Annotated in this window: 17 protein-coding genes; 5 read left to right on the top strand and 12 right to left on the bottom strand. The window is 64.6% G+C overall.

Annotated features, from left to right (window positions below; genetic code table 11):
• Positions 1-12: 12 nt before the first annotated feature.
• The 3 genes from C9F12_RS05335 to C9F12_RS05345 all read left to right on the top strand — a co-directional run bounded on the left by C9F12_RS05335 (position 13) and on the right by C9F12_RS05345 (position 1,398).
• Positions 13-747: a GMP synthase gene (locus C9F12_RS05335; protein WP_108448371.1), complete on the top strand. Its 735-nt coding sequence runs from the start codon at positions 13-15 to the stop codon at positions 745-747.
• Positions 748-875: 128 nt separating this feature from the next.
• Complete coding sequence (locus C9F12_RS05340) at positions 876-1,160, top strand: BrnT family toxin (RefSeq protein WP_108132400.1); 285 nt, start codon at positions 876-878, stop codon at positions 1,158-1,160.
• Positions 1,129-1,398: a BrnA antitoxin family protein gene (locus C9F12_RS05345; protein ID WP_108132401.1), complete on the top strand. Its 270-nt coding sequence runs from the start codon at positions 1,129-1,131 to the stop codon at positions 1,396-1,398. Before C9F12_RS05340 ends, C9F12_RS05345 begins: the two co-directional genes overlap by 32 nt.
• 94 nt (positions 1,399-1,492) lie before the next feature.
• Here the strand turns inward: C9F12_RS05345 and C9F12_RS05350 are convergent, their stop codons facing one another.
• Positions 1,493-3,877, bottom strand: coding sequence for a cation-translocating P-type ATPase (locus C9F12_RS05350; protein ID WP_240184179.1), 2,385 nt, complete (start codon positions 3,875-3,877; stop codon positions 1,493-1,495).
• A gap of 125 nt (positions 3,878-4,002) precedes the next feature.
• On the opposite strand from C9F12_RS05350, the gene cadR reads away from it, so the two are divergent.
• Positions 4,003-4,452, top strand: a complete 450-nt coding sequence (gene cadR / locus C9F12_RS05355; protein WP_108448234.1) for a Cd(II)/Pb(II)-responsive transcriptional regulator — start codon at positions 4,003-4,005, stop codon at positions 4,450-4,452.
• 144 nt (positions 4,453-4,596) lie between these two features.
• On the opposite strand, the gene msrA is transcribed toward cadR, so the two are convergent.
• From msrA to C9F12_RS05410, 11 genes are all read right to left on the bottom strand, one after another.
• Entirely contained in the window at positions 4,597-5,106 is a 510-nt protein-coding gene (msrA, locus tag C9F12_RS05360; protein ID WP_045992797.1) for a peptide-methionine (S)-S-oxide reductase MsrA, read from the bottom strand.
• A gap of 2 nt (positions 5,107-5,108) precedes the next feature.
• Entirely contained in the window at positions 5,109-5,555 is a 447-nt protein-coding gene (msrB, locus tag C9F12_RS05365) for a peptide-methionine (R)-S-oxide reductase MsrB (protein WP_045992796.1), read from the bottom strand.
• 115 nt (positions 5,556-5,670) lie between these two features.
• Entirely contained in the window at positions 5,671-6,828 is a 1,158-nt protein-coding gene (iadA, locus tag C9F12_RS05370; protein WP_108448235.1) for a beta-aspartyl-peptidase, read from the bottom strand.
• 61 nt (positions 6,829-6,889) lie between these two features.
• Positions 6,890-7,672 (bottom strand): transporter substrate-binding domain-containing protein, encoded by a 783-nt coding sequence (locus C9F12_RS05375; RefSeq protein WP_083970403.1) that lies wholly within the window; start codon positions 7,670-7,672, stop codon positions 6,890-6,892.
• A 438-nt stretch (positions 7,673-8,110) separates the two neighbouring features.
• Positions 8,111-8,872 carry a transporter substrate-binding domain-containing protein gene (locus tag C9F12_RS05380; RefSeq protein ID WP_045992836.1) on the bottom strand — a complete coding sequence of 254 codons (762 nt, stop codon included), beginning with the start codon at positions 8,870-8,872 and terminating at the stop codon, positions 8,111-8,113.
• A gap of 200 nt (positions 8,873-9,072) precedes the next feature.
• Positions 9,073-9,804, bottom strand: a complete 732-nt coding sequence (locus C9F12_RS05385) for an ABC transporter permease (RefSeq protein ID WP_045992794.1) — start codon at positions 9,802-9,804, stop codon at positions 9,073-9,075.
• Complete coding sequence (locus tag C9F12_RS05390; protein ID WP_045992793.1) at positions 9,804-10,508, bottom strand: ABC transporter permease; 705 nt, start codon at positions 10,506-10,508, stop codon at positions 9,804-9,806. The genes C9F12_RS05385 and C9F12_RS05390 overlap by 1 nt, the downstream gene beginning before the upstream one ends.
• An 18-nt stretch (positions 10,509-10,526) precedes the next feature.
• Positions 10,527-11,297 (bottom strand): ATP-binding cassette domain-containing protein, encoded by a 771-nt coding sequence (locus tag C9F12_RS05395; RefSeq protein ID WP_045992792.1) that lies wholly within the window; start codon positions 11,295-11,297, stop codon positions 10,527-10,529.
• Positions 11,298-11,520: 223 nt separating this feature from the next.
• Positions 11,521-12,528 (bottom strand): succinylglutamate desuccinylase, encoded by a 1,008-nt coding sequence (locus C9F12_RS05400; protein WP_108448236.1) that lies wholly within the window; start codon positions 12,526-12,528, stop codon positions 11,521-11,523.
• 428 nt (positions 12,529-12,956) lie between these two features.
• Entirely contained in the window at positions 12,957-13,979 is a 1,023-nt protein-coding gene (locus C9F12_RS05405; protein ID WP_045992790.1) for an SMP-30/gluconolactonase/LRE family protein, read from the bottom strand.
• 128 nt (positions 13,980-14,107) lie between these two features.
• Positions 14,108-14,704, bottom strand: coding sequence for a lipocalin family protein (locus C9F12_RS05410; RefSeq protein ID WP_108448237.1), 597 nt, complete (start codon positions 14,702-14,704; stop codon positions 14,108-14,110).
• 155 nt (positions 14,705-14,859) lie between these two features.
• Between C9F12_RS05410 and C9F12_RS05415 the strand changes: the two genes are divergently transcribed.
• Entirely contained in the window at positions 14,860-15,927 is a 1,068-nt protein-coding gene (locus C9F12_RS05415; protein ID WP_108448238.1) for a class I SAM-dependent methyltransferase, read from the top strand.
• Positions 15,928-16,339 lie beyond the last annotated feature (412 nt).

Raw genomic sequence — 16,339 nt, forward strand, 5'->3', positions numbered from 1 at the left:
ATGGAGAACATCATGCGAATCGGTCTACTGCAGTGCGACGACGTGGCGCCGGAGCTGATCGACGCCCACGGCAACTATCCGGCCATGTTCGAGGCGCTGCTGGCGCCGGCGGCCTTTTCTCTGGGGGTCAGCCTCGAGTGGCAGGTCTACCGCTGCCTGGACGGCGAGATTCCCGATGACGTCGAGGCTGTGGACGCCTGGCTGACCACTGGCTCGAAGTTCGGGGTCAACGACGGCCACGCCTGGATCGCCCGGCTTGAGGACTTCGTGCGCGCGCTCTATCGCGCCGAGAAGCCTCTGGTGGGGGTGTGCTTCGGTCACCAGTTGATCGTCAAGGCGTTGGGCGGCGAGGTGATCAAGAGTCCCAAGGGCTGGGGCGTGGGGCTTTCCAACAATCGGGTCGGCGAGCGCGAGCCCTGGATGACCCCCTGGCAGCATGACCTCGATCTGCTGGTCAGCCATCAGGATCAGGTCGAGACGCTGCCCGAAGGCGCCTCGACCCTGGGCGGCAGCGGCTTCTGTCCCCACTACCTGATCCGCGTCGGCCGCTGCTTTCTTGGCGTCCAGGGCCACCCCGAGTTTCGCCCCGACTACTCCCGCGACCTGATGCGACTGCGCCAGGGCCTGGTCGGCGAGGAGCGAGTACGCCAGGGCCAGGCCTCGCTGGCCGGACGCATCGACGACGGCGTGATGGCCGAGTGGATACTGCGTTTCATGCGCGAGGCGATGGCGGTCAGGGAGGGGTGACGAGACGCAAGATGGAGGCCATTATTTGGTGGTGGCAGCCAAGGCACCTGGCAAGCATTAGTTTCGGCAACGAGTGCGTAGTGGGAGAACGAACCTTCTTGTCCTTTTTTTGTCCATACATTTAAAGCATGATCATCGACTTCGATCCGGGGAAGAGCGCTTGGAATGCCAGAGAGCGCGGCCTGCCCTTCAGCGAGGTGTCTCATTTCGATTGGGAAGGGGCGCTACTGACCGAAGACAAGCGCAACGATTACCCGGAGCGTCGGTTTGTTGCCATCGGGATGATCGGTCAGCGGGCCCACGTGGTGTGCTTCACGCCGATTGAAGGTGGAATTCGCGTCATCAGCTTGAGAAAGGCCAACGCTCGGGAGGTGCGGCGCTATGACAAGGCGACTCACGGACAGGACAGGTGAGGTCCGGGAACTCACCGATGAGGATATCGAACGTATGCGCCCCATGGATGAGGTGTTGCCTGCAAACCTCAAACGGGCCATCGGACAGCGGGGGGCGCAACGAACGCCGACGAAGGTGAAGACGTCGATCCGTCTGTCTCGGGACGTCATTGACCACTTCAAGCAGGGCGGTGATGGCTGGCAGCGCCGCATCGACCAGGCCCTGAAACAGTACATTCGAGAACATGGTAGCGATTGAGGTCTGGCCGCCAAATAGCTGGCGGACATGCCAGGCCAGGCCTCGCTAGCCGGACGCATCGACGACGGCGTGATGGCCGAGTGGATACTGCGCTTCAATCAAACCGCTGTCTGAGTATCCTCAGTCCGTTGCCGACGACCAGCAGGCTCGAGCCCAGGTCGGCGAATACCGCCATCCACAGGGTGGCGTGGCCGGTCAGCGCCAGGGCCAGGAATACCGCCTTGATGCCGAGCGCCAGGGCGATGTTCTGCACCAGCAGGCGGCGGGTGCTGCGGGCCAGGTCGATCAGCCGTGGCAGGCTGGCCGGGTCGTCGTTCATCAGTGCGATATCGGCGGTCTCGATGGCCACGTCGCTGCCTGCCGCGCCCATGGCGATGCCGATATCGGCCCGGGCCAGCGCCGGGGCGTCGTTGATGCCGTCGCCGACCATGGCGCACACACCGCGGCGGGACAGCGCGTCCAGGCGCGCCAGCTTGTCCTCCGGCAACAGCTCACCGTAGGCCTCGTCGATGCCGGCTTCACGAGCGATGGCATCGACCCTGGCCTGGGCGTCGCCGCTGAGCATGCTGACGCTCACCCCCTGGCGATGCAGGCGCTCGATGGCTTGGCGGCTGGTGCTGCGCAGGGCGTCCCTGACCGCGAAGTAGGCCAGCAGCCGATCGTCGCGCCCCAGCCAGACGATGCCGGCGTCGTCGTTGTCGGCGTCACCGCTGGTCAGCTGGGCCTGGCTGACCCCCATCTCGCCGGCCAGGCGGGCGTTGCCGAGCCACACCGTCGCACCGCTATCGGCCTCGCTTGCCACCAGACCACGACCGCCGCGCTCCTCGACACCTTCCAGTGAGACCGCGGGCTGAGAAGCAGGCTGAGAGCCCAGCCCCTGCACCAGGGCGCGGGACACCGGATGGTTGGAGCGCTCCGCCAGGGCGAGGGCCAGGCGCTGTCCCTCGGCGTCGCTGCTGTCACCGAGCGCAGCTGAGCGCACCAGCCGTGGCTTGCCCTCGGTCAGGGTGCCGGTCTTGTCCAGCGCCAGGTGGGTGAGTCGGGTGGCCTGCTCGAGAAAGACGCCGCCCTTGATCAGGATACCCTGGCGTGCGGCGGCACCGAGGCCGCTGACCACCGTTACCGGGGTGGAGATCACCAGCGCGCAGGGGCAGGCGATGACCAGCAGCACCAGGGCGCGGTAGACCCCGTCGAGCCAGGGGCCGAGGCCGAGCAGTGGCCAGCCCAGCGCGACCAGCCCGGCCAGCACGAACACCACCGGGGTGTAGATGGCGGCGAAGCGATCGATGATGCGCTGCGTAGGCGCGCGACGGGACTGGGCTTCTTCCACCGCGTGGATGATGCGCGCCAGGGTGGTGTCATTGGCCCGCCGGGTGACGCGGTAGTCGAAGTCGCCGGCCAGGTTGATGGAGCCGGCGTAGACGCTCTCGCCGAGGGAGCGATCACGCGGCAGGCTCTCGCCGGTGATCGGCGCCTCATCCAGGCTAGGGTCACCGCGCACGATCTCGCCGTCCAGCGCCAGACGCTCGCCGGCGTGTACCCTGACCAGATCACCGATGGCGACGTCGTCAGCGTCGATCTCGCGCCACTCGCCGCTGCCAGACTCTCCTTCATCCAGCACCCGTGCCCTGGGTGGGGCCAGATCGAGCAGTCCAGAGATGGCCTGGCGCGCGCGTGCAAGCGACCTGGCCTCGAGGTGCTCGGCCAGGGTGAACAGCACGATCACCATGGCCGCCTCGGCCCAGTGGCCGATCAGCATGGCGCCGGTTACCGCCACGCTCATCAGCGCATTGATGTTGAGGGTGCCGTGGCGCAGCGCCACAAGGCCCTTTTTCCAGGTGGGAATGCCGACCAGGGCGATGGCGACGATGGCCAGCAGCGGCGTAAGCAAGCCTGCGGTCAGCCCGAGCCAGCCGATGGCCTCGGCGCCCAGGGCCAGAATGCCGGCCAGCGCGAGGCGCCCCCAGGGCGTCGTCGTGGTGCTGCGGGAATCATCGGTGGCGTCGGCGCCTTGGTCATCCTCGAAGCGAGGCGTCATGCCGGTGTCGCGGACACGGGCGGCCAAGGCTTCGCGATCGACACCGTGGTGATGGACCACCAGACGACGCTGCATCAGCTGGAAGCTCAGTGCCTCGACCCCGGGAAGATCGGCCAGCGCCTTTCTGAGCACGCCTTCTTCGGTGGGGCAGCACATCTCGTCGATGGTCAGCGCAAGACGACTGGCCGAAGGGGACGCTTCGCTGCTCTGTGGGGTGTCGGCAGTCTCGGCTGCCCCGCAGCAGGTACTGGTTCCCGCCGGCCTGGTTTCGCTTGTTGTTTCGTCTCTAGTTTCGGTCTTGGTTTCAGTGCGGGGCGTGGCACTGGAGGCGCAGCAGCCGGCCTTGCTCGTACTTTTCGCGCTGCGCTCTTCAGGGGAATCTGCCATCTTGGGGGAATCTGCCATCTTGGGGGAATCTGCCATCTTGGGGGAATCTACCATCCTGGGAACTCCACTCGGGTCTCTGAGTCAGAGTTGACACCCTGTAGTCACTATAGGGTCAAGGGCTGGTACGAGACAGTCGATGCCTGGCAGGAGTGGACGGACGTTTGGCGGGAGGAATACCCATGAAGATCGGCGAGCTGGCAAGACGCAGCGGGGTCAAGGTGGAGACGGTGCGCTACTACGAGCGCGAAGGCCTGCTGCCCGAGCCTGCGCGCAGCGAGGGCAACTATCGACTCTATCGTGAGGCCCACGCCGAGCGCCTGGACTTTATCCGTCACTGCCGCGCCCTGGACATGACGCTGGACGAGATCCGCGCGCTGCTGGTCTGTCAGGACGATCCCGAGCAGCCCTGCGAGGAGGCCGACGCCCTGATCGAGGCGCACCTGGGGCACGTCGAGCAGCGGATCGCTCAGCTCTCCAAGCTCAAGGTCGAACTGGAAGGCCTGCGTCGTCGCTGCGCAGGCCAGGGCAAGGTCGGCGAGTGCGGCATCCTCAATGAACTGTCCCAACCGGTCGATCCCCCCGAGACGCTGGAGCATGCCCACGTCGGTGGCGTCCATCCGCGGCGTTGAGCCCGGCTGGCGCAAGCCCGCGTCTCCCCTTGCAGAGAGCCCGGACAGGACACCAGGAGCCGGACACGACAGCGCCGCCCCGAGGGGCGGCGCTGGTGGGTGCCGTGATGCGATGGCCTGGTTGGCGTTGTCAGACGACGCGCATCAGGCCTCTTCGGTGCGCCTGGGCAGTACCCAGTCCTTGCGCGGGAAGTGGCAGGTGTAGCCATGGGGAATGCGCTGCAGGTAGTCCTGGTGCTCGGGTTCGGCCTCCCAGAAATCCCCCACCGGCTCGACCTCGGTGACCACCTTGCCGGGCCACAGACCCGAGGCTTCCACGTCGGCGATGGTGTCGAGCGCTTCACGCTTCTGCTCTTCATCCACGTAGTAGATGGCCGAGCGGTAGGACATGCCACGGTCGTTGCCCTGACGATTGGGCGTGGTCGGATCATGGATCTGGAAGAAGTACTCCAGCAGCTTGCGATAGCTGATCACGTCGGGATCGAACAGGATCTCGATACCCTCGGCGTGGGTGCCGTGGTTACGATAGGTGGCGTTCTGCACGTCGCCACCGGTGTAGCCGACCCGGGTGTACTCGACCCCTGGCAACTGGCGAATCAGATCCTGCATGCCCCAGAAGCATCCGCCTGCGAGAACTGCGCGTTGTTGTGCCATGTTCAGACCTCCTCGACTTGATTCAGATATTCGCCGTAGCCCTCGGCTTCCATGTCATCGCGATGGATGAACCTGAGCGACGCCGAGTTGATGCAGTAGCGCATGCCTCCCTTGTCCCTGGGGCCGTCGTTGAAGACGTGACCCAGGTGGCTGTCACCGTGGGATGAGCGCACCTCGGTGCGGATCATGCCATGAGACGAATCCACCAGCTCGTTGACGTAGGCCGGCTCGATCGGCTTGGTGAAGCTGGGCCAGCCACAGCCGGACTCGTACTTGTCCGACGAGGCGAACAGCGGCTCGCCAGAGACGATGTCCACGTAGATGCCGGGCTCCTGGTTGTGCAGGTGCTCCCCGGTGCCGGGACGCTCGGTGCCGCTTTCCTGGGTGACCCGATACTGCTCGCGGTTCAGTCGGGCGATGGCCTCGGGTGACTTTTCATAGGTTTTCATGGGCTCTCCTCGTGGGTGGGGGAGACGCAGGCTCGGCGCGATGGCTTGCCCTCAAGGTTACACGCCAGCTTGCGGGACCGTAATCAGTCGTGGTGATGGAGAGATCCTTACACGCCTAACGATTCGTGTCACGCCGATGCAGGCATTGGCCCAGCGCCCAGACCTGGTCGATGGCCCAGTCATCGTCGCCGAGCACCAGCAGGTCGGCGTCCTGACCGACCGCCATACGTCCCTTGCGCTTGAGCCCGAGGGCGTCTGCGGCGTGGGTGCTGGCGAGGCCCACGGCGACCTCCAGGGCGATGCCGTGGTCGTTGACGCACTCGCCCAGTACCTCGAACAGGCTGTCCAGGCGGCCAGCCTCGAGGCCGACGAATCGCCCCTCGGCGTCAAAGCGGGGCAGGGAAGCGTTGGCGTCGGAGGACAGGCTGATGCGCGAAGGGTCGACGCGGGCCTTGAGCGCCCTGGCGGCGGCTTCTGACGCAGGCACCTCGCCGTCGGCCAGAAGCTCCTGCGTGGTGCTGGTGGTGAAGTCGATCCGCCCGCCGTCCCGGGCGAAGCGCAGGCCATCCTCGAACAGCGCCGCGGTGCGGTTGATGTGGGTCGGCATGAACTGGGCGATGGGCAAGGCCGTGGTGCGTGCTACCTCACGCAGGATCTCCAGGCCACCTTCGGCGTCGCCGGTGTGGATGAAGACGATCCCGGACTTGCCGGCGAGCATTCCTGCGGTGCGGCTCTCGGAGGCCAGCCGAGCAAGCTCATGGGCGCTGGGCTGGGAGCCGCGATGGTCGCTGATGGCGACCTCACCGACGCCGATGAACTCGGGGATATGGACGATATCCTCGGCCACCGAGCCGGTCAGGGTCACCGGCGGCAGCTGGTAGGAGCCGGTGTAGGCGTAGCAGCTCAGGCCGCCGGCGGCGAGCTCGCGTACCTTGCCGAGCAGGTTGGCCGGCGTGCGGGTCAGAGCGTCGGTGCCGAGCGCCCCCACCAGGGTGGTGACGCCGGAGGCGATGGCATCCTCGAGGCGGAGCTCGGGGGTGCGGGTGCCAAAGCCGCCTTCGCCACCACCGCCGGTCATGTGCACCAGCGGATCGACCAGGCCAGGGATGACCCGCCGGCCCTCGAGGTCGTGTACCTCGAGGCCGGGAAAGTGTTCATCGACGCTGGCCTCGGGCTCCAGCACCGCCGCGATGCGGCGGTCGGTGATCAGCAGGTGCTTCAGGCCCATCGCGGCAGGGGCGTAGAGGCGGGCATTCTTCAGAAGGGTCAGCATGGCGGCTCCCGAGACAGGGCCGGCCCTGGGGCAGGCCGGCCTGAACGATAAAGGGCAACGTTCACAGTTTGACGTCGTAGCTGAAGTACTCGTTCATGATCTCGTCGTAGGTGCCGTCTGACTTGAGCTCGGCCAGGGCCTCGTTGAAACGCTCGGCGAGTTCACGGTCGCGCTTGCGGAAGGCCACGCCGACGCCCTGGCCGAAGTAGGTCTCGGGCTCCTTGATGAAGTCGCTGATGCGCACGAAGTCGCTCTGTTCGGTATCGATGTCGATCATCGCCTCGGCGATCGGATAGTCCATGAAGGTCAGGTCCAGGCGGCCGGCACGCAGGTCGGCGACCACGTCGTCGGCACTGGCGTAGCGGCGCACTTCGAGCACATCGCCGTACAGGTCGGTGACGTAGCGATCCTGCAGGGTGGCGCGCTGCACGCCGACGCTCAGGCCTTCGAGGCTGGCCTTGTCGGCGATGTCGATGTCGCGGCCGCGCGGCGTGATCCAGGCGCTCGGGGTGGTGTAGTAGGGCTCGGAAAACAGCACCTGGCGGCTGCGTTCCTCGGTGATCGCCATGGACGACATGATGGCGTCGAACTTGCGCGCCATCAGCGCCGGGATCATGCCGTCCCAGGGCTGCTCGACCCAGGTGCACTGGATCTCGAGGCGCTCGCAGACGGCGTTGCCCAGGTCGATCTCGAAGCCGGTCAGGGTACCGTCGGCGGTCTTGTACTCGAAGGGTTCGTAGGGCACATCGACGGCCAGGCGCAGCGGCTCATCGGCGAGTGCCGGGCCTGCGCCGATCATCAGCGCGGACAGGGCGGAGGCCAGCAGAAGGGGGGAACGATTCATGGGGACTTCCTTGGACAAGAGTGAATAACCACAGCATATGACCCCTGCAACGATGCATCAGCAGGGGGCTGCCGACAGACAGGGGAATGTCGCCAGGGGAGGGCGAACAAGCAGAACTTTCAAGGCGTTGGAGTATACGCCGGGGACGCTATTCGTCGAACCATTCGCTCAGGGCAAAGCCATCCAGCCAGGGCGGCCGGGGAAGGGACTCTGCGAAGATGGGGAGCCGGGTCAGGGGCACGAAGATGTCCTGTCGCTTCAAGGTGCTGTCGAGTGTTCTAGCGAGTGTTCTAGCGAGTGCTATAGCAAGATTGCCAGCAAGTGTTCCAGCGAGTGCCGGTGGTGACGCCGGACCCGGAAGGTCCGGCGCGGTGCCTGCTCGAGGCGTTGGCTCGAGCAGGACTTGTTGCTTCAGCAAGATGCTTATTCAGCAAAGACTTATTCAGCAAAGTACTTGGCATGAATCTCTTCGTAGGTGCCGTTGTCCTTCAGGGTGGCGAGCGCCTCGTTGAAGGCCTTGGCCAGGTCCTCGTCACGCTGACGGAAGGCGATGCCGAAGCCGTCACCGAAGTACTCCTTGGGCTCGGTGATCTGCTCGCCGACCACCTTGTAGTCGCCTGCCTCGCTGTCCAGCAGGGTCGACTTGCCGACCGGATAGTCGAGGAAGCCGATGTCGACGCGGCCGGAGTCCATGTCCAGCACCAGGTCGTCGGCGGTGGCGTAGCGGCTGACATCGGCCACGTCGCCGTACAGGTCGGTGACGTAGTTGTCCTGCAGGGTGCCACGCTGCACGCCGATGGTCAGACCCTCGAGGGACTCGACGTCAGGGTTGCCCATCTCCAGGTCGGTCGGGGCGAACCAGGCGGACGGCGGGGTGAAGTAGGGGTCGGAGAACAGCACCTGCTCACGACGCTCGTCGTTGATAGTCATGGAGGACATGATGGCGTCGTACTTGCGCGCCATCAGGCCGGGGATGATGCCGTCCCAGCCCTGAACCACCCACTCGCACTGGATGCCGACTTCAGCACAAAGAGCGTTACCCAGATCGATGTCGAAGCCGGTCAGCTCGCCGTCGGGGGTGCGGTATTCCATCGGCTCGTAGGGCACATCGACGCCGATGCGGATGTCACGAACCTCGGCCTGGGCGGTAGAAGCGAGAACCGCGGTGCCGATCAGGCCAGCGGTAAAGAGCTTGCGCAGTGTCATATCGGTAAACCCTTGTTATTGATAAGCGGGTGTTGATGCGATGGGAGGGCGTCTTGTGGACGCATACCATCACCTTAGCGAATCGGGGCCCTCTCAGGAAGGGCAGGGCGGCAGAAATGAAACGCCAGTTCCCAACGCTTGTTTGACGATAGCGCGACGGCGCCGGAGGCGGTGGCCTCCGGCGTCACGACGGCTTAACCGGAGGCCGGCTTCAAGTGAGCCAGCAGGCGCTTTTCCAGATAGCGGAACAGGTACAGGATGGCGAAGGTCAGGCACAGGTAGATCGCCGCCACGAACAGGAAGGCGTCGAAGGGCGCGTAGTAGCGGGCATAGACGAAGCGTGCCGCACCGGTCAGGTCCATGATGGTCACCACGCTGGCGATGGCGCTGGCGTGGAGCATGAAGATCACCTCGTTGCCGTAGGCCGGCAGCGCCCGGCGGAAGGCGCTGGGCAGCACGATGCGGCGCATCATCAGCGAGTAGCGCATGCCGTAGGCCCTGGCCGCCTCGATCTCGCCACGCGGGGTGGCCTTGATCGCACCATGGAAGATCTCGGTAGTGTAGGCCGCGGTGTTCAACGAGAACGCCACCAGCGCCGGGAAGAACGGCTTCTCCAGCAGTACCCATAGCCAGGTGTCCTGGATGCCCTCGACGAACACCACGCCGTAGTAGATAAGATAGAGCTGCACCAGCAGCGGCGTGCCGCGGAACACATAGGTGTAGAAGAAGATCGGCATCTTGATCCAGCGGCGCTTGGAACCCCGGCCGATGGCCAGTGGCACCGCGGCGATCAGGCCGACGATCAATGACAGGAACACCAGCTGGACCGTGGTGGTCAGGCCCTCACCGTAGTAGGACAGGGTGTCGAGGGTGAAGATGGTGTTGTTGGCCAGCAGTGCTTCGATTGAGGCAAGCAGTGAATCCATCAGTCATGCCCTCCGAAGCCGACGTCGTAGCGCTTCTGCAGTCTGGCGAAGAACCACTCCGAGACGCTGGCGATCAGCAGATAGATGACCGCCACGATGATCATGAACAGGAAGGGCTCGCGGGTGGCCTTGGAGGCCTCCGCGGCGACCCGCACCATGTCGGACAGGCCGATTACCGAGACCAGGGCAGTGGTCTTCAACAGCACCATCCAGTTGTTGGACAGGCCCGGCAGGGCATGGCGCATCATCTGCGGGAAGCGAATACGGCGGAACACCAGGGCGTGGCTCATGCCGTAGGCGCGGCCTGCCTCGATCTGGCCGCTGTCCACCGCCAGAAAGGCGCCACGGAAGGTCTCGCCCATATAGGCACCGAAGATCAGGCCGATGGTCAGGACGCCGGCGACGAACTCGTTGACGTTGATGAAGATGTCGATACCGAAGCGGGCATACAGCCAGTCGGTGACCATGTTGATGCCGATCTGGCCGCCGAAGAACAGCAGCATCATCAGCACCAGGTCCGGTACGCCGCGGATGATGGTGGTATAGAGGGTGCCCAGGCGGTGGGCCACCCAGTTGCGCGACATCTTGGCGCTGGCGGTGACAAGGCCAAGCCCGATGGCCAGGATCAGTGACAGCACCGCCAGTTCGATGGTGACCAGCGCCCCCTCGAGAAGGCGTGGCCCGTAACCGTGAAGGTCAATCATGGGTCTCTCCTGGCCGCCTCAGCGCTTGGGTGCAAGGAATTGCTTGAGTCGCTCGGAGCTGGGGTTGCCCAGCACCTGGTCGGGCGGACCCGCTTCCTCGACCTGACCCTGGTGCAGGTAGATCACCTGACTGGAGACGTCGCGGGCGAAGGCCATTTCGTGGGTTACCACAATCATGGTGCGGCCTTCCTCGGCCAGGTCACGCATGACCTTGAGCACGTCGCCGACAAGCTCCGGGTCCAGCGCCGAGGTCGGCTCGTCGAACAGCATGACCTCCGGGTCCATGGCGAGTGCCCGGGCGATGGCACCACGCTGCTGCTGGCCACCGGAAAGCTGGGCCGGATAGTAGTCGGCGCGTTCGGCCAGGCCGACCCGCTTTAGCAGGGCGCGGGCGTGTTCGATGGCCTCCTTCTTCGACTTCTTGAGCACGTGGACAGGCGCTTCGATGACGTTCTCCAGAAGGGTCATGTGGGCCCAGAGGTTGAAGCTCTGGAAGACCATCGACAGCTTGGCGCGCATCTGTACCACCTGGTTCCAGTCGGCAGGCTCGCGGCCGTGCTTGGTTTCCTTGAAGCGGATCTGTTCGCCGTGGACAAACAGCTCGCCCTCGTTGGGCTGTTCAAGCAGGTTCATGCAGCGCAGGAAGGTGCTCTTGCCGGAGCCGGAGGCGCCGATCAGGGTGATGACGTCCCCCTTGCGGGCCTCGAGAGACAGCCCCTTGAGCACTTCGGTGTTGCCAAAGCGCTTCTTGATATTGCGCACTTCCAGCGGAATTGGTGTATCAGCCATGAATCGGGCTCCAGATAGAATCGGCCGTGCCGGGTGGGCCGGCCGGATGGCGCGGGCTGGCGCGAAAAAAACGGGGGATTCTAACAGGCTTGGAACGGCGCAGCAGACGAAGCTGATCCGAGGGGGTATAGACCTTCGTCGAGTATAGGGGCGGGAGTTGTCATGCGTCTATCTCCAGGTTGTTGTTATGTATATATTTATTGTAAGTAAAAGAGGTGCGATCTTACGCTGATGTCAGCCTCACCGGGCGCACCAGCAGCGCCGCTCGAGCGCCGAGTTCTACCCTGGCGTTGGGGAACACCACCTTGAGCGGCTCGTCACCGATACGGGTATCGCCGGCCTGGGCGTCACGCGCCACCACGGTACCGGGGGCGAACTCGGTGAAGTTGGGAATGTCATCGGCAAAGCACAGCGCGAAGTCCTCGCTTTCACGGAACACTTCGACAGCCACCGCAAAGCCATCCAGCTGCTGGATCTCGCCCGACTCGGGCAATTGTCCGGCGATCAGCGATTGAATCAGCCGGCCCATGGGTTCAAGTGGCTCGAGATCATTGTGGCCGAACGGCAACGCCTTGCCGAGTTCCAGGGTAAACGCCTGGGCGCCGTGGTAGTGCTTGCTGTAGTGGGAGAAGGTCCAGCTATGCTGATGCTGCTTGAGCGCCGCCTGGATGCCCGCGCCGGCCATCCAGTGCCACTGCTCGCTATCGGTACGAGTCTCGGCGAAAGGGTCCACCACGAAGCGTGGGTAGTGGCTGTCGCGGATCGCGGTGTGCAGGTCGTAGTGCAGCCTTGGCAGCTGGCTGTGGTCGGCGAAGAAGGCATCCACCGCGGCCATCAGCTCACGCGCGCGGACGGCCTCGTCGCCTAGCTGGTCGAGTTCCCGCCGGAACAGCCGATTAAGGTTGGTCTCGACGAAGCGGGTGTTGCGACGAATCGCCTCGAGGTTGCCGAGGATCACCAATACCGGAGCACCGACAGAGGCAAGCCCTGCCTCCAGGCGCGCCAGGCAATCACCCAGCAGCTCGATCGGCGCGGTCTCGTTGCCGTGGATGCCGACGGACAGCACGCAGGCGCGTGCATCTGCGCCGACGGTGTCCGGGATCAGGCGCAGCAGGCCTGGCCCCTCGATCCGATAGCGGCCGCCTTTTAGCGAGCCTTCCCGGCCCTTGATCGGCCGGTCGGGGGACGACGCATCGGCCTCAAGACTTGCCGTCAGCCACTCAGCCAGCATGGCGACCTCCCGCCAGAGGCGAGGAACAAAGGGAACCTGAGTCGGGTGTCAGAACAAACGTCATCGGGAGTCTTCTTGTTGCCAAGGCATTTATCGAATTCTTGTCGCCGCACCATTGCGAGCCCCCAGGAGGACCCCGTTGCCTCTTATCGGCCCAGAGCTGGCCCACTACCTACCCACTAGCGACCCTCCGGGCCGACTCGCCAGCCGAGCTGGGGCGAACGGAAACAGGGCAGGGCGTGGCCTGTCAGCGGCCGATGGTCGGGCATTCGATCATCGCTGGAGGCGCGGATGCCGCTTCACCTTCTTAGGCAGCGAGGGACCTCGCAAGAGCGAGCGTCGATCTGGTGAAAACCGGGGGTGCGATAATGAAAGGCCCGGCAGCATTCGCCGCCGGGTTGGAGATGAGCGGCCACAGCGGCAGGCGCCTAGAGACCGCGAGCGCCGGTATAGAGGGTATACAGCGATTGACTGGCGGCCATCAGCAGACGGTTGCGCTTCTCTCCGACGAAGCAGACGTTGGCGCAGACTTCTGGCAGCAGGACGCGACCGATCAGGGTGCCATCCGGAGCAAACACGCTGACCCCATCCTTGCCCTCGCCCCCTGAGGTGCCGACCCAGAGGTTGCCGTCCTCATCACAGCACATGCCGTCGTAGCCCTCGCTGGTGCTTTCCACCAGCCTCTCGGCACCAGCCAGCGTCCTGTTCTCGGCGCTGAAAGTGAATCGCGTGATGGTAGCGGGCTGATCGGGATGGTGCGAAGGGGCGGTATCGGTGACATACAGCGAGCTGCCGTCCGGCCCCAGGGCGATACCATTGGGCTTGTAGAGCTCTGTGGTCAGACGGGTCGGCTCCTGCATGCCGTCCTCCCAGTAGTAGATGGCGGTCTCGAGTTCGAGCGAGCGCTGCTTGCCCTCGTAGTCGGAGTGCGCGCCGTAGCCGGGGTCGGTGAAGATGATGGCGCCGCCGGGCAGGGTGACCAGATCGTTGGGGGCATTGAGTGGCTTGCCGTCGAAGGTGCTGGTCAGCACATGGCGACTGCCGTCCCACTCGTAGCGAACCACCTGGGCCGGCGAGTGTTCGCAGGCGATCAGGCGACCACGATCGTCGAAAGCGTTGCCGTTGGAATGGCCGATATGATCACGCAGCACGCTGACCTGGCCGCTGGCCTCGTCCCAGCGCATCTGCCGGGCCCTGGGGATGTCGCTGAACACTGCGTAGCGACCCACGGCGTTCCAGGCAGGCCCCTCGAGCCAGAGTCCGCCCGTCCATTCCCGTTCCAGCGGGGCGTTGAACAGCATGTACTGCTTGAAGCGATCATCCACCACCTGCCAGGCGTCGATCGGATAGCGCTCGGGCGTGCCGCCGGCGTGGGCAAATAGCGACGGCGCCGCAGCGGTGGCGCCGATGGCCGCCGTGGCGGCAAGAAACTCTCGTCTTCCCAGTGACATTGCTTGACCTCCATGCAGTGAAAGGGCGACCGAGGTGGTCGCCCTTTCAGCGTATGAGGTGTTCACTGGTCTGTATGTTATACATTCTGACGAAGTCAGGCGGCCCTGCGGCAGCGCCTGACTATTGCTCAGCCCTGGCGATAGGGCTCGCACTCCTCGCCCTGTTCGACCTCTATCAGCTCCTCGACCGGGTAGTCCAGATCCTGTGCGCGCTGGACCAGCGAGCGGTAGGTCGCATCGTCAAGCTGGGGACTTCTGGCGAGGATCCACAGATAGTCGCGGTCCGGTCCGGTGACCAGCGACCATTGTCCGGCGTCATCCAGCGCCAGAATGTTGTAGCTTGCATAGAAGGGGCCGAAGAAGCTCACCTTCAGGCGGCCGACGTTGTCTTCCTCCAGCAGGTAGGCCTTGCCTTCGGCCACGTCGGGCTCGCCCTTGGACAGGTCGACGCCACGGTTGATCACCTGGACGCCACCGTCATCCCGGGTGGCGTAGTCGGCGGTGACGCAGTCGAGCCCTTCCTCGAAGCTGTGATCGAAGCGCGCGATCTCGTACCAGCGACCCAGATAGTCCTCCAGGGCGAAGTCATCGATGGGCTGGGTGCCAGAGGGCAGGCCTGTGCAGGCCGACAGCACCAGCGGGGCGCCAACGGCTGCGAGCAGGGTGGAGAGGCGCGTCGGCTTTCGAGCCGGGGCCGACGAAGGCCGGCGTCCTTGCGTATCCATGAGGGCTCCTGAAGGGTGGCAGGCGGGTGGAAGACGAGTCACCGCTGAATGTGTTGCATAATTTCCGTACAAGAAGTGTATGTCTTTTTTGCTGCTGTTGTCCAAGAGGCTTCCTGCTTGAGATCGAGCAGCCATAAACGTGCAAGGAGCGCCGCATGACGCTAAAGGGGGCACCAGGAGAGGCCGCGCAGGGAACGGCAGGTAGCCAGCTGGGCCAGCACTATGATGCCAAAGGAAGCCTGCTGGCTCGGCTCGAACGTGCCTTTGTCGAGGCGGGATGCGACCCCGACCATCTGAGTCATGACGAGATGGCCGGTATCGATCAACTGCATCTGGGGGGCAGGGCGGCCAGCCGGCGATTGATGGCCCTGGCGGGGAGGGATGCCGGCCAGCCCCCGAACAAGGGGGACGGTCCTCGCTTGGACGCGTTCGCGGGTGCGGGCACGGGTTCCAGCGGCGCAGCGCGCCTGCTCGATCTGGGCTGCGGTACCGGCGGCGCCAGTCGTCTGCTGGCCCGTGAGCTTGGCTACGAAGTGGTGGGGGTGGATATCACGCCGGGCTTCATCGAGGTCGCGACCTGGCTGAGTCGGGCCTGTGGACTGGAGGACAGTACCCGTTTCGTGTGCGCCGATGCTGCCGAGTTGCCGCTGGGGGATGCCAGTGTCGAGGCGGTGTGGTGCCAGCATGCCCTGCTCAATATGCCGGACATCGCCGCTGTGCTGAGCGAGTGTCGCAGGGTGCTCGCCCCGGGCGGCAGGTTGCTGCTCCACGAGGTGGTTCGAGGCGACAATCCTGCGCCGTTATCGCTGCCGGTGCCCTGGGCGAGAACGCCCGAGCATAGCCGACTGTTGTCCCTGAAGGATCTCGAGCAACACCTCCAGGCCGCCGGGTTTCAGCGCCAGGCACTGGAGGATGTCAGCGCCGAGGCGCTGGCCTGGCGCAGCCATCACCGGCGTCGCGAGCAGGGCGGGACCGACCGCCGAGCCCATGGGGGCAGCAACACGGACCAGGCGCAGCCGCCCAGGCAGGAGGGGGGCGAGTCGTCACCTCAGGCGTCAGGACCTGCTGCCCGTCCTCCCATTCGTCCCCGCTTGCCCGGGCCTGCGCTGATCTTTGGTGAGGTCTTCGTGGAGATGGGCCGTAACCTGCTCGATAACCTCAGCGACGACCGGGTTAGGGTGGTCCAGGGGGTGTGGCAACACCACCCATTGCCGCGAACCTGACAGTTTGACCCCCTGAATTCAAGCACCTGGATTCATAGAATAAGCGCCGCTGTATGTCGTTCAGCGGACGGCCTCCTCCAGGAGGCTCCCTCTCCCATGGTTGCCTCCTCGGGGGCACGGGTTTGCCAAGCCTGCTAATGCTCTGTGCTCTCTGGTCGTCTCTCTGCATTCTTCTCTCGGCATCCTTCTCTGTTTCCTGCCTTCCCTCCGTGCTTTTTTCGCGGGCTCTCTCGGCCGACGCGCGACGCCTTGGTACAGGGTGGCCTGGTGCGGTTGTGTCACGTCGAGCTGGCATGCGCCACCTGACCGGGTTCTGGTCTGACCATTGTCTTGATGGATCACAGGGGCGGGCTTTCACGGCGCTCTTGCATTTGGGTATCCTGTAAATATATTTTATACAATCTACGTTTTT

This window comes from Halomonas sp. BN3-1 (assembly GCF_003056325.1).
GTDB lineage: Bacteria > Pseudomonadota > Gammaproteobacteria > Pseudomonadales > Halomonadaceae > Halomonas > Halomonas litopenaei.